Origin of the sequence: Paenibacillus silagei (assembly GCF_017874735.1) — a bacterium.
In the GTDB taxonomy this organism is placed as follows: Bacteria; Bacillota; Bacilli; order Paenibacillales; family Paenibacillaceae; genus Paenibacillus_AQ; species Paenibacillus_AQ silagei.
In genome coordinates this window covers 158,395-181,394 of sequence record NZ_JAGGLV010000014.1, presented here as the reverse complement: position 1 = coordinate 181,394, position 23,000 = coordinate 158,395, and the positions used below count along the sequence as shown (strand labels likewise).

General features: G+C 52.5%; 18 protein-coding genes. 2 read left to right on the top strand and 16 right to left on the bottom strand.

Going from position 1 to position 23,000, the window contains the following annotated elements; all coding sequences use genetic code 11:
- Positions 1 to 170: 170 nt before the first annotated feature.
- Positions 171 to 3,311: an EAL domain-containing protein gene (locus J2Z70_RS20590; protein WP_209876326.1), complete on the bottom strand. Its 3,141-nt coding sequence runs from the start codon at positions 3,309 to 3,311 to the stop codon at positions 171 to 173.
- 298 nt (positions 3,312 to 3,609) lie between these two features.
- On the opposite strand from J2Z70_RS20590, the gene J2Z70_RS20585 reads away from it, so the two are divergent.
- Both J2Z70_RS20585 and J2Z70_RS20580 read left to right on the top strand, forming a co-directional pair.
- Entirely contained in the window at positions 3,610 to 3,753 is a 144-nt protein-coding gene (locus J2Z70_RS20585; protein ID WP_200869518.1) for a hypothetical protein, read from the top strand.
- Positions 3,754 to 3,998: 245 nt separating this feature from the next.
- Positions 3,999 to 6,305, top strand: a complete 2,307-nt coding sequence (locus tag J2Z70_RS20580; protein ID WP_209876325.1) for a TPM domain-containing protein — start codon at positions 3,999 to 4,001, stop codon at positions 6,303 to 6,305.
- Positions 6,306 to 6,838: 533 nt separating this feature from the next.
- Here J2Z70_RS20580 and J2Z70_RS20575 read toward each other — a convergent pair.
- From J2Z70_RS20575 to J2Z70_RS20505, 15 genes are all read right to left on the bottom strand, one after another.
- Entirely contained in the window at positions 6,839 to 7,627 is a 789-nt protein-coding gene (locus J2Z70_RS20575; RefSeq protein ID WP_036723535.1) for a formate/nitrite transporter family protein, read from the bottom strand.
- Between the two features lie 335 nt (positions 7,628 to 7,962).
- The gene (locus tag J2Z70_RS20570) at positions 7,963 to 10,491 is read right to left on the bottom strand and encodes an S-layer homology domain-containing protein (RefSeq protein ID WP_209876323.1); all 2,529 of its coding nucleotides are present in this window, start codon (positions 10,489 to 10,491) and stop codon (positions 7,963 to 7,965) included.
- Positions 10,492 to 10,650: 159 nt separating this feature from the next.
- Positions 10,651 to 11,745: a toxic anion resistance protein gene (locus J2Z70_RS20565; protein WP_036723538.1), complete on the bottom strand. Its 1,095-nt coding sequence runs from the start codon at positions 11,743 to 11,745 to the stop codon at positions 10,651 to 10,653.
- 13 nt (positions 11,746 to 11,758) lie between these two features.
- The gene (locus J2Z70_RS20560; protein WP_209876321.1) at positions 11,759 to 12,475 is read right to left on the bottom strand and encodes a hypothetical protein; all 717 of its coding nucleotides are present in this window, start codon (positions 12,473 to 12,475) and stop codon (positions 11,759 to 11,761) included.
- A gap of 36 nt (positions 12,476 to 12,511) precedes the next feature.
- Complete coding sequence (locus J2Z70_RS20555) at positions 12,512 to 13,567, bottom strand: ATP-grasp domain-containing protein (RefSeq protein ID WP_209876319.1); 1,056 nt, start codon at positions 13,565 to 13,567, stop codon at positions 12,512 to 12,514.
- Complete coding sequence (locus J2Z70_RS20550) at positions 13,564 to 14,400, bottom strand: HAD family hydrolase (protein ID WP_209876317.1); 837 nt, start codon at positions 14,398 to 14,400, stop codon at positions 13,564 to 13,566. The genes J2Z70_RS20555 and J2Z70_RS20550 overlap by 4 nt, the downstream gene beginning before the upstream one ends.
- Positions 14,397 to 15,551 carry a cysteine protease StiP family protein gene (locus J2Z70_RS20545; protein WP_209876316.1) on the bottom strand — a complete coding sequence of 385 codons (1,155 nt, stop codon included), beginning with the start codon at positions 15,549 to 15,551 and terminating at the stop codon, positions 14,397 to 14,399. The genes J2Z70_RS20550 and J2Z70_RS20545 overlap by 4 nt, the downstream gene beginning before the upstream one ends.
- Positions 15,548 to 16,840 (bottom strand): phosphoribosyltransferase family protein, encoded by a 1,293-nt coding sequence (locus tag J2Z70_RS20540; RefSeq protein ID WP_209876359.1) that lies wholly within the window; start codon positions 16,838 to 16,840, stop codon positions 15,548 to 15,550. The genes J2Z70_RS20545 and J2Z70_RS20540 overlap by 4 nt, the downstream gene beginning before the upstream one ends.
- Positions 16,841 to 16,916: 76 nt before the next feature.
- On the bottom strand, positions 16,917 to 18,125 hold the full coding sequence (locus J2Z70_RS20535; RefSeq protein ID WP_051477877.1) for an HpcH/HpaI aldolase/citrate lyase family protein: 1,209 nt from the start codon (positions 18,123 to 18,125) through the stop codon (positions 16,917 to 16,919).
- A gap of 233 nt (positions 18,126 to 18,358) precedes the next feature.
- Positions 18,359 to 19,102 carry a TerC family protein gene (locus J2Z70_RS20530; RefSeq protein WP_036695602.1) on the bottom strand — a complete coding sequence of 248 codons (744 nt, stop codon included), beginning with the start codon at positions 19,100 to 19,102 and terminating at the stop codon, positions 18,359 to 18,361.
- Positions 19,103 to 19,129: 27 nt separating this feature from the next.
- The gene (locus J2Z70_RS20525) at positions 19,130 to 20,452 is read right to left on the bottom strand and encodes a TerD family protein (RefSeq protein ID WP_209876313.1); all 1,323 of its coding nucleotides are present in this window, start codon (positions 20,450 to 20,452) and stop codon (positions 19,130 to 19,132) included.
- A 94-nt stretch (positions 20,453 to 20,546) separates the two neighbouring features.
- Entirely contained in the window at positions 20,547 to 21,128 is a 582-nt protein-coding gene (locus J2Z70_RS20520; protein ID WP_036723550.1) for a TerD family protein, read from the bottom strand.
- A 50-nt stretch (positions 21,129 to 21,178) separates the two neighbouring features.
- Entirely contained in the window at positions 21,179 to 21,754 is a 576-nt protein-coding gene (locus J2Z70_RS20515) for a TerD family protein (RefSeq protein ID WP_209876311.1), read from the bottom strand.
- Between the two features lie 29 nt (positions 21,755 to 21,783).
- Entirely contained in the window at positions 21,784 to 22,380 is a 597-nt protein-coding gene (locus J2Z70_RS20510; RefSeq protein WP_209876309.1) for a TerD family protein, read from the bottom strand.
- A gap of 111 nt (positions 22,381 to 22,491) precedes the next feature.
- Positions 22,492 to 22,938, bottom strand: coding sequence for a tellurite resistance TerB family protein (locus J2Z70_RS20505; protein WP_209876307.1), 447 nt, complete (start codon positions 22,936 to 22,938; stop codon positions 22,492 to 22,494).
- Positions 22,939 to 23,000: the final 62 nt, after the last annotated feature.

Here is a 23,000-nt window from a genome sequence, read left to right as displayed (position 1 = left end):
AAACGGTACCGTCCTCTAAAAGGACGGCAAAGCCGTTTACACTTGCGATGATGATTCAGGTACTTAGCGGAACCCCCAAACATATGATTTCTATATTTCAAAAAAGCGGGTCCACCGTGCATAGCAGCCTATGCCGGGGACCCGCTTGTCATCTGAACCTGTTCTGATATCTATTCCAGCTCCTCCGCCCCATACCGTCTCTGCGGAACAAGCAGCTCCATGACCTGGCGCTGCGGCACCGGCCGGCTGATCAGATACCCCTGCACTTTATCGCAATGAGCTTCTCTAAGGAAGGCCCACTGGCTGGCATCCTCCACGCCCTCGGCTACTACATCCAGACCCATCTTGTGGCCCAGAGTAATAATCGTCTGCACAAAAGATTCGCTAAAGGCCTTATCGGCCAGGGAATCAATGAAGACTTTATCCATCTTGAGCGTAGAGATCGGCAGCTGCTGCAGATAGCTAAGGGAGGAATACCCCGTCCCGAAATCATCCAGGGCAATCCGTATTCCCCGGGACTGCAGGAACTCCAGCTTGCTGACCGTACTCCCGAACGACTCCATGAAGATAGACTCTGTGATTTCCAGCTCCAGACTGGATGCCACAAGGCCGCTCTCCTCCAGACTGTCCAGCACAATCTCTACGAAATCATCCTGCAGGAGCTGAATAATGGAGATGTTCACCGATATTTTATAAGGAATGCCGGTCCGCTGATGGATGCTGTTCATGAACTTGCAGGCTTCCCGCAGCACCCATTCGCCGATATAGATAATCAGCCTGGAATCCTCGGCGATTTTAATGAAGGAGAGCGGGGAGACAAAGCCGAGGACCGGACTGTTCCAGCGGATCAGAGCCTCGAAGCCTGAGATCAGCCCGGTCTCCATCTGCACCTGCGGCTGATAATGCAGCTCGAATTCGTTATTATTCATCGCACTGCGCAGATGCTTCTCAATATTCATCCGGTCATTGAAGGCGGTATGCATCGATTTATCATATACGACGTAGGTGCTTTTCCCCTCTTCCTTGGCCCGGTACATCGCTACATCGGCGTTCTTCAGAATCTCTTCCGTCGTCTCGCCGTCTTCCGGGTAGAAGGAGATCCCGATACTGGAGGACACATACAGATTGCTCTCACCGATAAGAAAAGACTTGCGGAACGCACGCATAATATCCTCGGCCAGATTAAGCACATCCACCCGGCTCTCAATATCCTTGAGGAAAATCACAAATTCATCTCCGCCCAGCCGCGACAGCAGATCCTCCTCACGCACTACAGACTGGAGCCGTTCGCTGGCCTTGCGGATCAGAATATCACCGGACTTGTGTCCAAGCGTGTCATTGATGTATTTGAAATTATCCATATCTACGAAAAGCAGCGCCGCACTGCCTCCCGTCCGGCGGAAATAACTCTCCATCGTCTCCAGCAGACTGAGCCGGTTCGGAAGATTGCTGAGCGAATCCATATACGCCAGGCGATGCATATTCTTCTGATTCTCCAGCAGCATATCATATTGTCCTACAATCTCCTGCTGGGTCGCTGTAAGCTGCTCATAAGTCGCCTCCAGCTCCTGGTAGCTGTTATTCAGCTTGAATTCTGCCTGCTTGCGCTTGCTGATATCGATCAGGGAACCGAGGAACAGGACGATCTGATCCTTCGGGTCAACGATTGCCTTGCCCCGTACCTCGAACCAGATGTACTCCCCCTGCCCTGTTCTCATCCGGTATTCGGTTTCATAGATCGGGGTCAATCCGGTAAGATGCTCCTGTCTGGCCTTGCGCGCGGATTCCTGATCGTCCGGGTGAATAATGCTGAGCACGCCTCCCTCGAAGGAGTTGATCTCCGCCTCGGTATACCCCATCACCTCGTACCACCGGTCTGAGAGCTTGTAGAAGCCGCTGTCCCAGTCCAGCTCCCACATGTACGCACCAGAGCCTTCCGAAGCCAGGCGGAACCGCCGTTCGCTGACCCCCAGCTTATTGAACTGATCCTGCAGCTCTACCTCTGTGGCCGCCAGCTCCTCATATGTAGACTCCAGCTCCTCGTAGCTAAGCTGCAGCTTAAGCTCATTCTGCTTACGTTCATCGATATCGATGCCGACCAGTACGAAGATATCCTCCGCCTGCTCGTCCATTCCCTTAATGAGGGCTGTGCGGACGGAGAAATAATGCGCACCCGGAGAATGGCCGGGAAGCCTCAGCTCGACATTGGTCACATAATCCCGGGCTGCCGCCCTGGCAAGGAGATCTCTAAGCACGGCTGCACCGTCTTCCAGGCCGGGCAGCTCTTCTATGCTTACGCCCAGCACCTCCTTCTCCTCCAGCCCGGTCATCATCTCGGCATATTTATTGAAGCGCACGCTCCGCTTGTCCCCGTGAACAGCCCACACAATCACTCCGGCATTCTCGATCACATCCTTGAAGAATTCCTGTTCGGAGTGAATCGTACGGCGCAGCCGCCGGATATACATCCGGAGCAGGACGGCACCGAATACCAGCAGAATGGTCCCGATGGAGAATACGGTAAAAATCCGGTTACGCATCTTTTCATTATAATGGTCGGAATGCACGAAGAAATACTGCTGGTACAGCTCTTCGAAGGCACCTGAGCTCACCAGACGCTCTAGCCTTGCATTGACGTAGGACACCAGCTCCGGCTTGGACTTGCTGATGCCGTAGGCCACATCCTGCGGATACAAATTGCTCATTTTGCGGATAATATTACCGGTTAAGCCCTGTTCTACAATCAGATAATCGACAACCCCCTGATTCTCGAACAGCAGGTCGATCTCCCCCTGACGCAGAGCGTCCAACGCATCCGGTACGGTTGCATATTCTATGTATTCTGATGGCGGGATACCCGCCTCGTTCTGCAGGATGGTCTCTGCATATTGTCCTTTGCCAACACCGATCTTGTACTTACGGAGTGTGCCCAGCGTCACGTCAACCTGGAGTTCCTGACGCGAATAGACAGAAATATAGCTTTTTAACACGGGTCTCGAGAAAAGAATGTTCTGCTTCCTCTCCTCGCTGACAGCCATAAGCCCGGTAGTATCAATCCCGCCCTCACTCAGCCGCCGGTACGTCTGCTCCCACTTCCCGGTGCTGTAGTGGACAAGATATTCGTTCTTCTCAAAGATCATACTTGTCAGGTCAATATCGAAGCCCGTCAGATAACCATTCTGTATGTACTTATAAGGTGGATACTCCAGTTCTGCCTGGTACTTAATTTCCTGTCTTTCGGCATAAGCGGCAGCGGGGTGTGCAAGCATGAGCACAATGCTAATTAGAAGCAACAATTTACACCGCTTCATCGCAATTCTCCTTTATCCCAAGTAAGATCGGCATAACTATGTATACAAGCTTATTCGACAAAATATGGTAGGGTTCCTGCTCCTTTTTTCTCATTTCCGATAAATTGTGCACATCCTGCGGTTTCATATCCTTAATTCTTTAGTGCATCATCTTAGATTTAATCAAAAACTTTAGATTTGTATTGCTTTTTGCGGTTAAAGTGTGGATAATAACAGTAACGGTTGATAATGATTATCATTATTGGATGTACAACATTCATTATTTTCTATATTTGAGCTAAAAGGAGACTGAACCCCCATGAACGCAGCCACTACCCGGACCGCCCTGCAGGTTGACGATTACCTGGACCTGCTCAATCTTGCTGTGAAAGTCGGAGATATGAAATGGCAGAAAGAAATCAAGTCCCGGTTGCAGTATATCCTGTGCCTAGAGACCAGATAGCCCATTTCATACAGAAATAGATGAATATAGCTTACTTCTTATACAAGAGGCGGTTCCAAAAGCCATGAAATGGCTGCTGGAACCGCCTTTTGATTTGGAGCAGGATCAACGTGAGCACTTGGGTGGACGCTATCTCCCGTCAATTCCGGGGTACCTGCATCTGCGGGGCTCAGAATGTGTAATGATATAGTATAATGATCAGCATACTACAATGAACAATAGCCTATAGATCGGAGTGTGTCAGATTGAGAAAAAACCTCACCCTCGCCTTGGTCCTGATATTATCCCTGCTGTGGATTCCAGGGGTCTATGCTGCAAATATTCCTGCACAGCAAGGAGTAATTACGGATGAAGCCCGGCTGCTGTCTGCCCAAGAAGTAGAGAACCTTACCGGGTTAGCCACTACAGGCCGTTACACCTTCCATGTCTTAACCGTTGATTCGCTGGCCGGAAGCAACATGTCCAGTTATGCCGCCGATGTATATGATACCTGGGGGCTGAAGTCCCGGGACATCCTGCTCCTCATCGCTTATGAAAATCAGCTGACTGAGATCAGCTTCATTAACCCCGGGCTGCAGGATGCGCTCGATGCCTGGTCCTTACAACAGGGCGGAGCTGCAGGTAACGCAGCAATTAACAAGGTGCTGGAGAAATATTTCAATCCTTATGCCAAAAACGGAGATATCCCTGAAGGCATACGTTCTGTGATCCAGCAGATGCAAGCCATTGGCAGCAGCGGACAGAGCAGTAATACCGGCAGCGGTGCGGCAGGCGGTGCGGATGCCGGTACGGCAGGAGCTGGCTCCAGTCCTAACGGCAGCAGCAGCAGATTCCCTCTCCTGCCGGTCGCAGGCGGTCTTGTCTTGGCCGCGCTGCTGATATTGCTGCTATATGTGGCAATTACCGGAATGCGCCGCCGTAAGGGACTGTCCGTGCAGCGTGAGCAGCTCGCCGACCTATTGGTACGGGCGAACCGCGCTCTGGAATCCCTTCAGCCTTTCCAGGGGATTGTGCAGGGCAAGACTGGTGAGAGGGTCGAGGGCATCTCGAAGCGCCTGACCTCCCGGCTGGTCGAAATCTCTGCATTGCAGACCGCCGGGCAAGCACCATTGCCGCCGTTCTACCGCTTGTCTGCGCTTAAGGCGGCGGCAGAGCAGCTTCAGCAGACAGAGGGGGAATTCCGTGCCTCCCTGGAGGAAGAGGAGAAGAATATCGCAGTCGTCAGCGACGCCGACCGGAACGTCAAGCAGCAGATCACCGAGCTGAAGCAGGCTGCCCCGGAGCTTGAAGAACAGCGGCAGCAAGCGGCCCTGGAGACGGGCTATACGCTTGAGGAGATTGCCCAAAATCTTCAGGAGCTGGCCGAAGAGACGGCCAAGGCAGATCAACTGGAGCTGTTCGACCCCATTGCTGCCCAGGAGATTACTGCACAAGCTAAAAAGCGGCAACAGCAGATTGAGCAGGATATGCAGGATGTGGGGACCTTTGACGATAAGCTGAAGGCCTTCCCCGGTGTCCTGGCGACTACCCGCAGCCGGATTGCCGGGCTGATCGACCAGAACTCCCTGCACAATATGAAGGTTAAGCCTTACGACAGCCTGGAGCAGGCTTCCGCTGCCGCCAGTTCCATGGAAGCGCCGCTGCACAGCGGCGATATGGACGAAGTGCGCCGGATTGGCGCTGACATGGATGCCCTTCTGACTGAAGCCGTGGCCATGACGGAACGCCAGGCTATGATCCGGCAGAATAACCTCAAAGATCTGGAGACTGTACGCAGCACATGGGCAACGCTTAGCCAGCGGCGGAACGAATTACAGAGCCGGCTTGCCGGGGCGAAGAACCGGTTCGCCCGGAAGCACCTGGACGCTCTGGAGCAATTGCTTGAGGAGGCCGGAGGCACGCTGCGGCAAGGCGCGGCGGAAGTGCCTCAGCTTGAGACCTGGACCAGCGATGCACGCGGAGAGTATGACAATGCCCGCAGCGGGCTGGACCGGCTCCTTGCTTTGCAGGATGAGACGGCAAGCAGCATGAGTAGCATGAGCAGCAGTTTGGACACTCTGGAGGAGCGCCTCGACAGCTTGAGCAGGCTGTTCACAGAAGGGCAGAGCCGGGTGGATGCCGCCTACAAACTGCTGCACAGCAGAGGAATTGCCTCGCAGAACCGCTTCCAGCTATCACTGCTGCCAGAATATACCGAGCTGGAACAGCGTCTGGCCTCAGGTCCCTACGATCTGGATCAGCTGGAGGAGACAGGACGCTCCTATGCTTCACAGATTGCTTCCTTCGTAGAAGAAGCGAACCGGCTGGTCCGTCAGAAGGAAGAGGCCGAACGCGCAGCCCAAATGGCCATGCTGCGGGAGCAGCAGCGCCGGGAACAAGCCCGCAGACGCAATTCCGGCCCGCCGGGCGGAGGATTCGGCGGCGGGCTTGGCGGCGGACGCTCCTCCGGCGGCTCTTCTTGGGGCGGCGGCGGTGGCGGCGGACGTTCCTCCGGCGGCTCTTCGTTTGGCGGCGGCAAATCCGGCCGAAGCTCCGGCGGCTCCAAGTGGTAAGCAGCCGACTGCCGCTACAGCACATCCTCACCCTAACAGGTGGGTGATGTAACAACTTATTTTGGGCCATCAAGCGAAATCAGGGGCATTAGTGTCCCTGATTTTTGCTTTCTATGTACTTCCTCCGGACCCTGCGCCCTCACGCTAGCACATTGTATTTGGTTTTTCTGTGAAAATACGTCTGGCGCTGCGATAAACGCACGGCCTACGCCGCGCTCCCAGTCCCATTGTGGTCGGTTTTTCGATTACATTTGGCCTGCGCGGCGCACCCAGTCCCATTGTGTTTGGTTTTCCGTTAAAATATGTTAAATAAATGAAAAGACGATGTTCTGTTTTTTAGCCACGCTGCTCATTTTCATGCTGGAGTTGTGCCTTGAAAGACATGTTTGTTTTCGCATACATTTGCCCACTTACCCTCGCCAGCACCGATTGTATTCGCTTTTCCACATACATTTGCCCTAGGCCTACCTGCGAACGCACAACAGCGATCCCCCGGTAACCGGAGAATCGCTGTTGTGTCATGTTATTGCCGTTCAGTGAGACTCATCCTCCAGAAACGGCTTGTTCACATAGTAATACATCACGCCCATTAGCACGCCGCCGCCGATCAGATTGCCTAATGTGACCGGGACGAGATTATGCACCACGCCTCCCCAGGAGATCGTACCGGGGTGATCCAGGACGAGAGCAATCGCGAAGGTACACATGTTGGCAATACTATGCTCGTACCCCGAGATGAAGAAGCAGAACACGAACAGCACCATGGCGAACATTTTGGCACCATCGTTCTTCATTGACATCGGCACGAAGAAGGCCAGACAGACGAGCCAGTTACAGAGAATCGCCCGGAAGAACAGCTGCATCGCCGGTGCTTCCATCTTATGGGCCACCACATTCAGCAGGAACCCGTTGACAGAGGAATCATAGAACAATCCGGTCAGAAAAATAAGCAGGGCAAACGCCGTAGCCCCAAGAATGTTGCCCAGATAGCTGACGACCCACATCCGCACAACCTCAGTCCATGCCAGCTTGCGCCTCAGTGCCGCATAGGTGTAATAAAAAGTGTCCCCGGTAAATAAATCTCCTCCACCGTAGGAAATCAAGATGATGGCTGCGCCGAAGGTGATCGCAGCCATCGGATAGGTCATCGGCGATTGTTCCATATAGAAGAAGTTGCCGGTCTTAAAGGCTACGATCACGCCGAATCCGATAAACATGCTGGCGAGCATGGCCCTGGCAATGTACCGCCATACGCTTTGCCGGAAGATCTTCTGTTTCTTAAGTGCAAGCTTCTCTACCTGCAGCAGTGCCTCGTTCTCCATTTGACCCTCCGTATTCACTTTATATTTTCAGTGGTGCCGGAAGACTGATGTACAGCCTCCAGCTATTATACCCAATAAACCACTGGAAATTGCTTGAATCACAGAGCATCAATAATTTATGGATTCCGTTCACTCCCCGCACCCTTGTTACAGGTTGTTATCCTCCCGTTCATTCAGGCTGGCAATCGCCTCCGCCTTCTCACTGCTGGCTACGACGATAAGCACCACGATCAAGCATCCCAGAATCATCCCGCTTATCCCCTCTTTCTCCACAGGTCGCCTTAGTGACAACGTATGTGGAGGAGCGGGATAATATGAGTAGGATTAGCGGAGAATCAGTCAGTCAAACCGCCAATATAATAATTAAGCGCCTTATAATTAGCATCATAGAACAGGATAATGTAGTCTTCCGGCTGTCCATTCCGCGCCGCATCATCAGATAACTGAATTCGCTCATAAGGATAGATACTGTTAGTATTCCGGTAATCATTTAAATACTGTACTGCAGATTCTGCAGAGAATTCTTGCTTAGCTGCTGCCAACGCTGATTTAGAGGTCGCTGTGAAATAGACCGCCTCGGGATGCGTTTTCTGATAATCTTTTACAGATACATAGTCTATACGGGTACCGTTATTATAATCCCGGACCAGCTTAACTCCATCCCCAATCTGTGCCGCCGTTCCGTCCCACACCGGCCGCTTCGACGAGAAATCTACAAGCTTGGTGGTATAACGTATTGCTTGCCCTGCCTTATTAAAATAGACCACTGTAACGTAATTCTGTCCGCTCTTATCTGTCACCGGAAGAACTACTGAATGAATGTCAGCAAAATCAAATTCCCCATAAGGGCTTGGTTGTGCTAAATCCTCTGCACGAACAGGATTGGCTGTAATGTAATACGAGAAGCTGCCTATGCTTCCCTTCAACTCATCCGGGAAACCCATCCAATTCATACTTATTGTCTTGCCGTTGAATTGATTATACCCATCAATAATTACGGATTGAACCAGATCCATATTTTGAAGTGGTCCCGATCTCTTGGCGTCCATAAGAGCTGATACAGCATTCTTAAGCTTAGTCTTGCGTTCTCCCCAATTGAAAGAATCATCAAACGGCAAGTAGGCTCTATAAGCCCTGTTAACTGCATCTTCATCCATTAAAGTTACATTCAAAGGAAGCTCGTCAATTCTTTTCATGGCTGCTTCTAATTTCAGGTCTGTGCTAAGCATCACCTTGCCGGTGTAATAACCCAATGGCTTCATCTCGGAATCGAGGAAAATAATGGTGTATTCATCTTCGTTATATGTTTTGAAATTATATAATGTGTCATAGGCAAACGGGATATAGCCCGGTGATGAAGCACCTACTGCTGTATTAGAGGATACTGTGGCATCAACCACACTGACCCAGCCGTCTCTGTACACTTTACGCGAAGCATGAATGATATCATTCAATTCCAAATTCAGGTTACTGTCCATATAGTACTTCGGGGTAATTGTATATCCCACTGCTCTTCCGCCAAATTGCAAAGCAGCATCTTCCACATCAATAGTATCCCGATAATATACTTGGGAAGACACTGTGCTGAATTTCTCCTGGGTAATAGTCACACCACTGTTCAGTAACATTATACTGCTATAAGCCTCAGTAACTGAGGGCTGCAAATTCACCTTTTGAGTATAGAATCCGGTCACTTCATTAGATGAATTCCGTACCACAACTGAGACATATTTATCGCCTGCTGTGCCAATCCTGCTCTTTGGAATCGAAACACCGGTATATGTCAGCGTCTTCAACGAGTATCCCGTACTAATAGAAGCGTACTGGAGATTGGTAAGCTCCCAGCGGAGATCTCTAGAGCTGATCGGCTTCGCTGTTACATAATAAGTTATCTGGTCATTTAGACTGATAGTGCTTCCAATCACCCTGCTATAATCAACTTCTAGATAAACAGCATTCGTAACTGAATCGTCAGGGCGAGAGGTGATGCTGATATCCAGCGCCGGAAGCTCCTTGACCGGTAATTCATTAACAGGTTCCGGGCTTGGTGTCGGTGTCGGTGTTGGAACCGGCGTTGGTGTTGCCGCCGGAGCCTGGGTTGGTGTCACCTGAGGACCACCGCCCCCGCCACTACCGCCGCCACTTCCTCCCGCAGCTGCAGCAGCAGTTGCAGTTGGTGCAGCTGTAGCTGCGGGAGTAGCCGATGGTGTTACGGCTGGAGCAGGCGTCACCGCTCCCTGTGCAGATTGACCCGTTCGGGAGACTGCCGCATCGATCAGCGCTAAGGATTCTGCACGGGTCAAGGCTTTGACAGGCCCGAAGGTTCCATCCGGATACCCTTTAAGCACCTTCGCTGTGACTGCGGCAGCAACACTCCCTTTACTCCAGTATGCAATCTGGCTTGCATCACTGAATACTTCCAATACCTCTATACTGCCCGCGTCCAGCTTCAGCAGCTTGCTGACTATAACTGCTGCTTCCTGGCGGTTAATCGGAGCATTCGGGCGCATCTCATTGTTGAAGCCCTGGATATATCCAGCCGCTATAGCCTTCGCAACCTCACTATACGCCCAGCTGGTAGACGGCACATCGGAGAAATTCACCTTACTCTGTTCCGTAAAATGATAAGAACGGTTAATGAGCGTCATGAACTCCGCTCTGGTTATGGTCTGGTTCGGTTTAACCGATCCATCCCCGAAGCCTCTAAGCAAGCCGTTATCCAGCCAGCTCTGAATCGTCTGCTGCGCCCAATGTCCCTCATAATCCTTTGTCCCTGCTGACTGGGCTGCCGCTGTCCCCATAGAACCAAACAGCATCCCCGCTCCGACTATACCTGCCAATATTCCCGTTAACTTCCTGATCATCAATACTCTCCCCCTGAATGTACGACTGAACCCATCTCATAATATCTTACCGGAATATATTAGTAAATTAGAAATTTAACAACAAAAAAAGCCCGCCGAATCCATATCAGCAGGCTTGGTGCATTATTCAAGTTATTTTACCGGCCCAGAAGCAAACCCTTAATTCAAAAAGCTGCTCAGCCCGCTCTCCGCCTGCTTCAAAGCCTGCGGCTGTGAGCCTTCGTTAAGCCCGAGCCGGTTGTTCAGCTGGGTGTTGATGGTGGTCATTTTGGACGTATAGTCCTGACAGCTCTCGATGATCCGCCGGTTGGACTGCTCTGAGGTATCCAGGGCGCTGAGCAAGTCGCCAATAGCCTGATTCACGGCTTCCAGCGACATGGACGGCTTGGAGAGCAGCTCCGTTGTCTTCTCTGTCGTCGTGCGCAGCAGCCGCGCATTCTCCTTGAACTGGTCCTCGATGGTCTTGTTGGTGGCTTCGACCGCATTGATGACATTCTCCTGATCGGCCAGGGACATGGCAATCATCGCCGAGACGGTGATCAGGTTAGAGGTCTTATCGATCGCGTTGTTTACGGAATCAATCAGCTTGTCATTATTGTCATTGATGATATCCGTTGCCGCAATCGCCTGATTGTAGAGCAGAATCATCTCAGTCATGGACTGAATCCGCACCATGACCTTGCGCAGCCCCCGCTCCAGATACGCTTTGCGGAATTCATTCTCGGGCTTGGCGATCTCCACCTCGAACAGCTCCTTCAGCTTGTTGCCGAAGGCGATCTTGGTCTGGAGGTTATAGATCTCCTCCATGGAGGTACGCTTCAACTGGCGCATGTTAACGATGCTCTCCTCTAGCGTATCCCGGCCGTCACGCAGACCGGTGATAATGGCATCAATGTTGGTGCGGACCGACTGATATTTGTATACATAATTTTTAAGCGGGCTTTTGCGCAGCATTTTGCCGAAGAAGCTGACATTTTTGCTCTGCTGAAGGGTCTCGCACTCATTGCGCAGCTTCATAATCATATTGGGCACTTCCACCCGCTTGCCGCTCATCAGGTCATTGACGGGGCGGTCCAGCAGCTTCAGCGTCTGGCCTGCCTTCTCCTGCGTCTTCACCCCAAGCTTCCCGATATCATCCATCAGGGAATCCAGTGCCACCGTGTCAGTCTTGGCCACCTGCTCAATTAACTGGGAAGCCTCCTGGACTACCTTCTGCTCATCTTCTTTTCTAAGCTCAATTAACTGCGTGGACATGGCTATCCTCCTCCTATAATTCGGAACTGCTGTAGCGCTGATGAATCAGTTCCGCCTTGGTCTGAAGTTCCATCAGGTCTTTGTGCTCGATCGTCGACGCAATATCGGATATTTTGGCATCGACATCACGCAGACCGTTCAGCAGCATTCTCCGGTTTCTTGTCTTGGCTTCGCCGCCCAGGCGCAGGAACGGGTTGATTACTCCATTAAGGTCCTTCAGCACCAGCCTGCGGACGGTATGGTTAATCTCACCGTTACCCAGCTCCTGCAGCAGCGGAATGACGCGCTGCAGCCTGGCGAACAGCGCCAGCGACTTCTCGACAATTTCATTGTCCAGCGTATCCTTCTGCCCTTCGGAGATGATCATATCCTCCAGGATGCCCAGATACTCCACCACCGGAGCGAACTCTGCTCCGATCTGTATGTCCTCCCTGTGTCCGGCACCCGAATGGGCCGGGGAGGCCTGTCCCGCAGCAGCAGGAGAGGCAGTGGCAGCAGACGAAGCCTGCGGCGCGGCGGAGGATGCCGCCGGAATGGCCTGCGGCTCCTGTCCGGCAGGAATCACCTCTACCGGGAGATTCACTTTGGTGCGCCTGAGCTCCGGCACTGCAAGTGCTGCCCCGATTACCGGAAGCAGCAGCGAGACCAGCTCAGGCAGGAAGCCGCTGGTCAGTACGGCTACAACATAACCGGCACCGGCATACGCCAGTACTTTGAATTTAGCTTGCATTCCTTCTCACCTCTTATGAGCGTGAATGCTACACGCTCAATTCACGGAATCCGTAATGACGGATTCTCCGTTTATTCTCATGATCAGCGGCTGCTCGACATGGCTGGCCAGGACGTTATGCTTGAACGATGCAGGCAGAACCTCGCCGCCGAGCGCGCTTTTGACAGCAAGATAAGGGAAATTGATTCCGGACAGACAGGAGATATGCAGGCCGCCGGACATCCGCGGGTTAATCTCCAGCAGCTTGGGGACGCCACCGCTGTATTTCATCTGGATATTGAAATTGAACGGAATCCGGTACGTCTCAGCCACCCTGCGGGCCACCTCCGCAAGCTCCGGGATATACTCCATCAACCGCAGGCGGCCGCCTGCCTTACGGCGGGGAACTGCGGCCAGCAGCCTGCCCTTCTCATCTGACAAGCAATCAATACTATATTCATATCCCTCCAGCAGCTCCATCACCATCAGGTTAGGGAAGCTTCCGGCTTCATCAAGGATGCGGTAAGCCTCCTCGAAGGAGATCAGCGGAGTCACATGGCCGAACAGCTCCTCCACGGGACTGCGGTCATTATCTATGATCCGGAATCCGAGTCCGCCCTCCGTCTCGGTAGGCTTGAAGCAGACCTTGTGTCCTTTGGCTGCGAGATCTTCATAAGCTTCCCTGAACTGCTCCGCATTACTAACCACATGATAATCAGGAATCGTCATAATCCCGGTGGTCTTCACGCTCTCATAGAACTTGCCTTTGTCCATGATCATCTCCAGCAGATCCAGATCACGGCAGACCAGCACCTTCGTTCCGATCTCATCGAACAGCGAAGCATGCAGCGCGATATCGAGCATATGCAGCCGGGGGATGAAGATATCTATCTCGTTCCGGCGGCAAAAATCAACACAGAACTGCACATATTCAATGCCTTCGAGCGCCGGCTCGGTTCCGGCCACATCCGCGCCTTGCAGCGACATATGGTGGATATCCGGGTGGGTGGCGAAGATTTGCACCGGAATCCCGTCTTCGTTGCTCCGGATGAGATTCATATAGTGATAGGCAACAGAGAACCAGCGGTTGAAATATATATTTACCTTTTTCATGGTGGCGGTCCAACTCCCAATGCTGTCAAATGTGTATAAATCCTGTGAACATACTGCATAATCTCATCCGCGGCAAATACCCCCGGCCGCTTAGTAAACGGATACTCTAAGTGTACTAAACCCGCCTGCTGCTCGGCAAATATTTCTCCGTGGCAGGGAGCTATGGCATAGTCGGCGGCGGCGAGCAGGCTCTTGTCCAGAAGAGAGTCACCGGAGGCGACCATCGGCTCTGAATGCACGGTGCGGCGGACATGAAGAATGGCATCGCTTTTGTTCACCGCCTCCGGCACGATATAGAGCTTGCGCCCCTGCAGGGATACTCTCCAGCCAAGCTCACCCAGCCGTTGAGACATCCGGGCAACCTCCTCAAGCGGCAGCGAATCCCGGTGAACCACGAACGTATAGAACAGCTCATCGCAGTACCGCCGGCTAATGATCCATTCTTCCCGGACAACAGCACGCACGATGCTCTCGGCCTCTTCCGCCGCAGCGGAGCCGCGTTCCACCGCTCTGCCGACAGCCGTCCGCCAATCCTGGTCCACTATCCCGTTCACAAGAATATTGCCGCCATTGCTGGTAATGGCATAATCCGGAATGACCGTCTCCTGGAACAGGTTAATCCGCCGGTACTGGGCAATGGTACGTGTAGTCACCGGCATGAAGACGATCTTCGCCGCCAGCTCTTTCAGTGTAGCCAGAGCCTGCTGTGAGATATACGATACCACCTTGCCGTCAACAACCTCTGCCGGAACCAGACCCGGGGTATCCTCAGGAACGCCTATCGCGCTAAGAGAGTAGATCAGCGTGCGGTCCAGATCGCTGGCGTAGATCATTCACTCTCCCCTTTCAGCGGCTTGATGATTCCGCAGCAGGAGTAGGTCAGCCCGGGATAGACCTCTACCGGCACGCCCCGGTCCTCCGCCAGCAGCAGAATATGCCGCAGGTTGGGATTGTCCAGCCTGTCAACAAGGATTCTCCAGGGCACTCTCCGCAGCAGCACACGTGTCGTCTCCCCCACTCCTGGCTTCACCAGATTGATATTATCGATGCCGAAGGTATCCTGGATACTGCGGATATCGGCCAGCCCCTGCCAGGTAATCTCCGGCGGATGCTCCAGCATCTCCGCAGCCTGCGCAAGTGCCTCTGCTGCTACTTCCGCGAAATACGGGGTAATCGCTTCAACGAATACGTTGGACAGATCACTGTCCAGCCATTCCTTGTAGAATTTGGCCCCGTGGAATTCCTCTGGCCCGATCAGATCATCACGGAGCACTGTACGGCTCATCAGGCCGGACACCGTGGAGTTCAGGCAGGCGCTTGGAATCAGATAATCCTCCCGGGTGCCGTAGGTTCCCGAGCAGTGCCCGGGATCTGCGAGTACCGCCAGATCATCATTTAGCGTAATGCCATATTTCTTATGCATACTCTCACAGGCCTCTATCAGCACCTGCCGGATGGCCCCCTTGCCGGTCCAGCCATCGATGAATTGCAGTTCGGCATCCTGTCCATGCTGCTGTAGCATATAGAGCACCGCATTCTCATCAATCCCCTTGCCGCGGATAATCGAGATGCTGTAATGCGGCAGATCCGCTCCATATTTCTCAAGAATATAACGTTTGATCAGCACCCCGATAGGTGTGCCCGCTCTCGCCAAAGAGACCAGCACCGTATTCGCCGTTCCCCGCCGGGCTACAATCATCTCAGACACCACAGCTACAGCCAGCGCCACCTTCTTCGCGGTCTGCTGCAGCGTCTCATGAAACAATTCGATATACTGCTCTGTCGGCTGGTACTCCACCGGAAGCATCTCCGAATAATGCACACCGGACTGGATCGCTTCCTCCCGCTCGGCTGTTCCCCGCTCCAGGGATACATTGCTTAGATCCTTGAGCAGGAAGGTAACGTCGGAAGCAGGATAGCTGCCCAGTGCCACCGGAGGGGATATTGTTCTATTGTGAATGGCTTCGATATCTATTCCCTTCATAGCCCTGAGCCTCCCGTATCTGGTTCTGAGCTGAGCACAACAAGATGTACCTTATTGCCCGCCAGCCTCTGTAAAATATCCGTCATCGGCGCAATCCGCTGCCGGGGCACCTCTCGCTCCAGCAGGACGAAGATATCATCATACTGTCCAGGTTCAACATTATAGATGAAATTCAAGATCTCCGTATCCCCTGCGGATGGATACGCGGACGCGCTGTGCACGCCGTAATCCGCACGCCGCTCGGGATGGATCGGACTGCGGGTGGAGGACTGATGAGACACGCCTTCACCCATCTCCGCCGCAATCCGCATCGGCAGATACATGAACTCGCCTACTCCCATCACCAGGGCACGGGCGCCTTCCCGCAAGCTCCGGAGCTGCTCGGCCACGCGGCTTACACCGGCATCAAGCTGCACATTATCCTCAGATTTCAGGCCAAAGCGGCCGCTGAGCTTCAGATATGCCGCCGGATTGATCACGCCTTGTGCATCCACAGAGGTTACAGGCAGCCGCTCCAGGCCGTCCCGCACATAAGTAGTTACAAGCTCTGCACCTGTGGTAGCAGCGGCTCCGTTATCAGCTGCAGGCTGCAGCAGCGGAACCCCCTCAACCTTAATGCTTCCCTGCAGCAGGGATAGAGCGGTAATCCGTATCCCCAGCTCCTGCTCCAGCTCACGGTTCGCCTGAATATTCGCCTCGCTCCGCCAGTCGAGGAGCGAAGCCACTACATATTCGCGGCGCGGGAATTTCGACTGAATGTCCCGGATGATGTTGACCGCCGTATTGCCGGTGGTAATCTCATCATCCACCAGGATGACCGGTTCAGTCCCTGACAGCAGGCTGGCATCCAGCGCGTAACAGAGGTGGTCCATCGCATGGGAATGCTCCTCCACGAAGGTCACCACCGATTCCAGCTCAGGAATCATCTCGCGCGTGGTATGAATATAAGACGCGCCGCCGGCGAATGCATTATACATGCTGTGGCCCAGGGCGGTAGCGGTTTCGGCGAACCCGATAAACAGAACCGGCTCAGGCAGAGCCAGACGTGCAGCAAGCAGCGCATGATAAGCTTCTTCCGCATACTCAGGATGGATCAGGCCATGAACGGCCTGGTTCATCAGCGGGTCCATAACCTCCCGGTCAGCGGTATCCCCACTCATCTCCAGATACAGGAGCAAGGCGAGTGCCGCTCCGCTAAGCAGCGGGGTATAGGGCCCTACGGGAATGTGCTTGCCAAGCACTTTGCTGACGAACAGGAAGGAGCGCTTCTTATTGATTCGTGCAGCCATGGAGAACAAGGACTCCACAGGCATATGAAAAGGATTGGAGGTTTCTGTTACCGTAACCTGCAGATTCTCGACGATATTAAACGTGTGTGTATTCGTTCTCGGGCAGTAATCCGACAAAATGCTGTTGTTCATGTAACACCCCGTATATTTGAGATCGTAATAAAATTCGTCTGGCCCAGTTCAAATGAGGCTTGATTTCATTCATTTTATTATAGTATTCACTCTTGAACACGCCGCGGCTGCCATCGTTGCTGTCTACAATACTTAAGGCATCCACATACTCTTCATGCATTACGGTATACATCGCCTGCACAGGTCTGAGGTGGGAAGGGTGGATAATGGTTTTGCCCACAATGCCGTTCTCCTTGTCCAGAATTACTTCCCGGATCAGCCCGTCCATCGAGCTTGAAATGAAGCTGTTGCGCATCTCGCGGCCATGCTTGCCGTAGGTATCCTCGAAGGGCGTCTCCCGCAGCTGCGGGCGGAGGACCCGGTGTCCTTTGCTGGCAAAATACTCCCACACAGGACCCGAGATCACGTATCCTTCCTCCACACGGCCAAATACGTTAATGATATCCGACATGCAGTCGCGGATCGGCGTCAGGTCATAGATGCTGATATCCGGGCTGCGCCGCAATCCGAACAGACTGGAGAAGTCTGTAGCCCCAATCCGGACATTCAGCACATACTCGCGGTATTGCCCCAGCAGATCCCGGACCCCAAGCAGAGTGTCCATCCGGCTCTCCCGGTAGATGATCGGTGCATTCTCCAGAATCGGCATCCCGTACAGCACCGGGGCTGAATAGCTGCGTGTGTCATTGTAATCGGCAATGGCCTCGAAATAATCCGTACCGTTCTCTACGGAGAACTTGGGGAAGACGAAGCCGGTCAGCATGGTGATTAATGATCCCAGCCGAAAGATCAGATCCCGCAGCTGTGCAGGGTTACGTACGCGGATGAACAGCAGCGGAAGACTGCCGCGCTGGTCCGGCTCATTCTCCGCATAAGCGGACAGAAATGCCAGATGCCTGACGATGGATTCTTCGGCATAATCCACTTCACCGTCCCCGATGGCATCCTCCAAATCTATGATTACCGTGATAAGCCCCGAGGCTCTCAGCTTAATAATATCTTCGGCAACACTGGCACGGGTGGCCGGCATATAAAGGGCTGCTCCGACGGCATAAGCCAGTAAATCCTTGCGGGTAGTATGATCAAATGAAACCGGCGGAACATGGAATAATGAGGCTTCCTGTTCTTGTGTGAGGTAATCGAAATATCTCAAGGCCCTTCCCCCTTAATGTTGTGCCAGCACAATCCAAATGGCCTTTGGCTGCGAGCAGAACCAGCTATGCCGTCCTCTCGGGGACGGTATCCGGCTTGCTTAGAACCCAAGCAAAGGCCATGCTATAAACCTGTTACGATTACCCGAAAGGCGTGCCGGAGTCCACCCTTCCCGTGAACCCCGCGCCTTCCTGCACAGCTATAAAGGATAAAAAGATGAAGCACGCACAACCATCAGGCCTTGTGGTTCTCAGCCTTCTTGCGTTTGCTTGCGCTGTACACGATAGTACCTGCAAACACCGCAATTAGAATACCGAAGAAAATTACATGCGGCAATTCATAGCCGAAGGCTCCGGCAAGCATTTTACCGGCAATCAGTGCAATAAGCAGGAATGCTGTCTGTTCCAATTCAGGATATCTGGCAATCAGCTTGAGGAACACCTGTGCCACTCCGCGCATCATCAGCACGCCGAGAATACCGCCCAGGAAGAGTACCCATACTTCACTGCTAAGACCAAATGCGGCTACCACGCTGTCAATACTGAAGGCAATATCCATTAATTCAACGAGGAGTACCGTCTTCCAGAAGGATGCGCCTTTATTCTTAATCTCGCCATCTTCACCGCTGCCCTTGAACAACCCTTTGTAGGCAATGTAGAAGAGATACAAGGCTCCAAGCACCTTAACCAGCGTAAATTTGACGAGATAGGTCCCCAGACCAATCGCCAGGAATCTAAATAAATAAGCGCCGAGTATCCCGTAGAACAAAGCCTTACGCTGCTGCTCTTTCGGCAGGTGCTTAACCATGACCGCCAGTACAAGCGCGTTATCAGCAGACAACAGACCCTCCAGCAGAATCAGGCTTCCGATTATTCCCCAGCTGACAGGGTCGGAGAGCGTTCCTGCAATATCACTCCATGAGAAGAAATGCCCATAATTCTCACCGATACTCCTAAAAAAATCACTGAACCAGTCCATTCCACTTGCGCCTCCGGTAATATCAAATTATTTACTTCCCGCTACCCAGCGAAGCCCCCAGCCATAAGCCTCATCCATCTCCCGGTGACCGCTGAAATATTGCACGAGTCGTTCAATACTGAAGGTCTCGTTATCCACATTCCGGATCAGCGCGATGGCGCACATGCCTTTACGGTTGTTATGCTCGTCCAGATTCACGATAATATCCGGTCCTCCATCCTGCTTCAGGGTAACCACCCCATCCGCCTCAGACCAGTTGGTAACTCCTTTGTAAATAAAGGCAAACACCAGAATCCGTTCGATCTGGGCTACCTTACTTCCGTTTATACGCAGATTCTCGCCGGATGTTACGGAGCCGGTCCGGTCATCTCCATCAAGCATGATGTAAGGCGGCTGCTGGAGGTTGCCGAACGCATTGCCCAGAGCCTGCACCACGCCTTTGCTGCCGTTCTTCAGCTCATACAGACAAGCCAGATCGAGATCTACCCCGCCCTTGTTACGGCTGAACAGCCCTCCGCCCTGCTTCTGATTCCAGTTCAGGTTAATGAGCAGCTCACCCAGGCCGGAGGCGGATTTCTTCAGGTTAATCGAATCACCCTTCTTCTTCAGCTCAATCTTCTTCAGATTGAGATTCAGCGCCGGTGCGGGAGCTGCCTCCTGCTTAGGGGGTGCCGGTGCAGGCGGTGGCGGAATCACAATATTCGGTCTGGATGACTCTGCGCGGGGCGGCGGCACTTGAAGCGGCGGGCGTGCCGGCGGCGTCTGTTCCGGCGGCTTCGCTGCCGGTGCAGGCTCGTCCTCTACTTCTATGCCATAGTTGCCGCAGAGCGCCTTAAGCCCGCCCGAGAAGCCCGCAACAATCGCACTGTATTTCCATTCTTCACCATGTCTATATAATTCTCCAACTACAACAGCCGTTTCCACAGAGAACTGATTTCCAAGGTTACACCGCAGAAGCTGCGCACCTGTCGCCTGATTCACGATCCGGCACTCCGCTTCACTCATTTGTCCGAACATCTGCTTGCGGTTTTCTCCGTCATACAGAGTAAGCGTGAAGGCAATCTTCACTATGTTTGCCGGAATCCGCTCCAGCGAGACCTCGAACTGCTTCAGTCCGCCCGAAGCTGTACCCGGTACATCTTTATAGGTGATAAAGGGAGTAGACGGGTTATTGTAAAAGATCAGATCGTCATCACTGCTCACTTTACCGCCAGCTCCAAGCAGGAATGCGGAAGCATCAATATCCATGGAAGACGGAGCTTTCCACCCGATCTCAACCGTAATGCTGCGGAGCCCCGGGTTCCCTTTGGTCAGATCTGCTTTCTGTCCTTTGACTACTTCTGTATTCATTCTTACGCCACCTTTATACATGGATAAGAGCGCAACTTATCAGATTTTGTGTATAAAAAGGGCAGGATCGATGATGATCCCGCCTTTGAAGCTCTTATTGCGCGTCCAGCCCGTAGTTTTTGCATAATGCGCTTAGTCCGCCAGCGAAGCCGCTGCCAATCGCCTGGAATTTCCAATCCGCCCCCTGGCGGTAGAATTCACAGAAGACCACAGCCGTCTCGGTGGAGAAATCCTCGCCCAGATCGAACCGCAGAATCTCACGGTCACTGGATGCATCAACTACACGGACGAAAGCGTTGGAGACTTGTCCGAAGTTCTGCGCCCGGGCCTCATAATCATAGATCGTGACCGTAATCCCGATCCGCTGAATATTGGCAGGCACCAGACTGAAGTCTACGACGATCTGCTCATCATCCCCGTCGCCTTCACCTGTGCGATTGTCCCCTGTATGGGTTACAGAGCCTGTACCGCCGCTCGGATTGTTATAGAATACAAAGTCATTTTCGCTTTTGGCTTTGCCGTCCTCATGCAGCAGGAATGCTGATGCATCGAGGTCGAAATCCTTGCCGCCGCTGTACTTGTTTGTATCCCAGCCCAGTCCTACAACTACTTTGGTCAGACCCGGATTGGTCTTGGTAAGATCAATCCGCTGTCCTTTGGAAAGACTGATCGTCACTGTCAAAAACCCTCTTTCCTTACAGATTTAATTCCCGTAATGTCAGAGTCTTATTGCAGACCGTAATCACGGGTCAAGCCGGAGAGACCGTCCTTGTAGCCGCTGCCAATCGCGTTGAATTTCCATTCTGCGCCGTTACGGTACAATTCGCCTACAACTACGCCTGTTTCAACGGAGAAATCTTCACCCAGGTCAAAGCGGATCAGTTCCTCACTGTTCGCATCGTTGACGATACGTACATAAGAACGGGAGACTTGTCCGAAGTTCTGGCTTCTGGATTCTGCTTCATAGATGGTAATGGTGAAGGCAATCTTGTCCACATCTGCAGGAACATTAAGCAAATCGACTTGAACCTGCTCATCGTCTCCGTCGCCTTCCCCGGTACGGTTATCGCCGGTGTGAACAACAGAAGCGTTCTCGTTCTGCTTGTTGTTGAAGAAAATGAAGTTGGTTTCTTTATCGACTTTACCGTTCGCATTCGTCAGGAACACGGAAACGTCAAGGTCAAAGTCCTTACCGCCATCATATTTATTCGTATCCCATCCGAGACCGACTGTGATTTTGGACAAGCCTGGATTTGTTTTGGTTAAATCAATTTTTTGTCCCTTGGATAAGTTAATAGCCATGAATAGAGCCCTCTTTTCTCAAATTGGATTTAGATATAGCGTTCTGCCAGCTGATTGATATGCGCGGCGTGGGCCGCTTCACCGATGGCTGCGAATTTCCACTCTTCGCCATGACGGTACAGCTCACCGCAGATCAGTGCCGTGAAGCCTGTATAATTGTCTGTTAGATTAAACTTAACCAATTCTGCATTCCCTGCCGCATTAATAATGCGGATATACGCAGATTTGATCATTCCGAAATCCTGCTTGCGGTTCACCGCATCGTAGATGTTAACTACAACAAGGACCTTATGGACATCGGCAGGAATCTGCTTCAGATTCACCATGATCTGTTCGTCGTCCCCGTCGCCCTCACCCGTCAGATTATCCCCCGAGTGGACTACAGAGTTATTCGCATTCTGTTTGTTGTGAAAGCAGACAAGGTTCAGCTTGTTCGTCAGCTTGCCGTTCTCATTCAGCAGCAGCGCTGAAGCATCGCAGTCAACATTCGCCTGTTTTTTAACCCCAAAGAATCCCCTTGCCGGTTCGGCAGGGTCCCAGCCCAGTCCTACGATTACGTTAGACAGTCCGGCATTGCCTTTGGTTAAATCGATCTTCTGACCTTTTACCAGATTAATTCCAGCCAACTTGAAGTACCTCCGTTTCCAGATAGAAGTGTGCTTGCGGGTGTTACATCAGTGATACGGCGGTCCATCGCCTAAAGTTTCAGTAATTAGCAAATGAAATCCAGCCTGTACTTACAGGCTGAATTCGCTTGGGCTAAGTCCCAGTACGCTGCAGATATTCCGCACAACTGCCTTCTCATGCTCGTCGAAGTCACCGTCTGCTGCACCAATCGCCGAGCATACGCCCACGATTAACCGTCCAACCTCCGGTTTGCCGTTAAACTTACCGATAGCCTTCAGCGCTTCCTGCTTACCGATCTCCGGCGAGAATTCGAAGTTGCTTACATAGTAATTGAACTGGGCAATGACGTCCCTCATGTCAAATACCTTGAGTTCATTGCTGAGATTCATATATCCCGCCATTTTGTTCTTCTCAGCTTCCTCAATCTTGCCGTCAGCAGCAGCGACCAGCGCGCAGCCCGCCACCACCGCGTTCATAAAGTCTTTATTTTTAAATTTCTTCACTTGATCCGTCAGTCCGTTTTTGGTGGTATTCAGCCAATTCTTGAATGTGCTCATCGTATTCTCCTTCTATCATTATGGAATTATGACCAGCAGAAAGCCTATGCCGTCTTATTAAG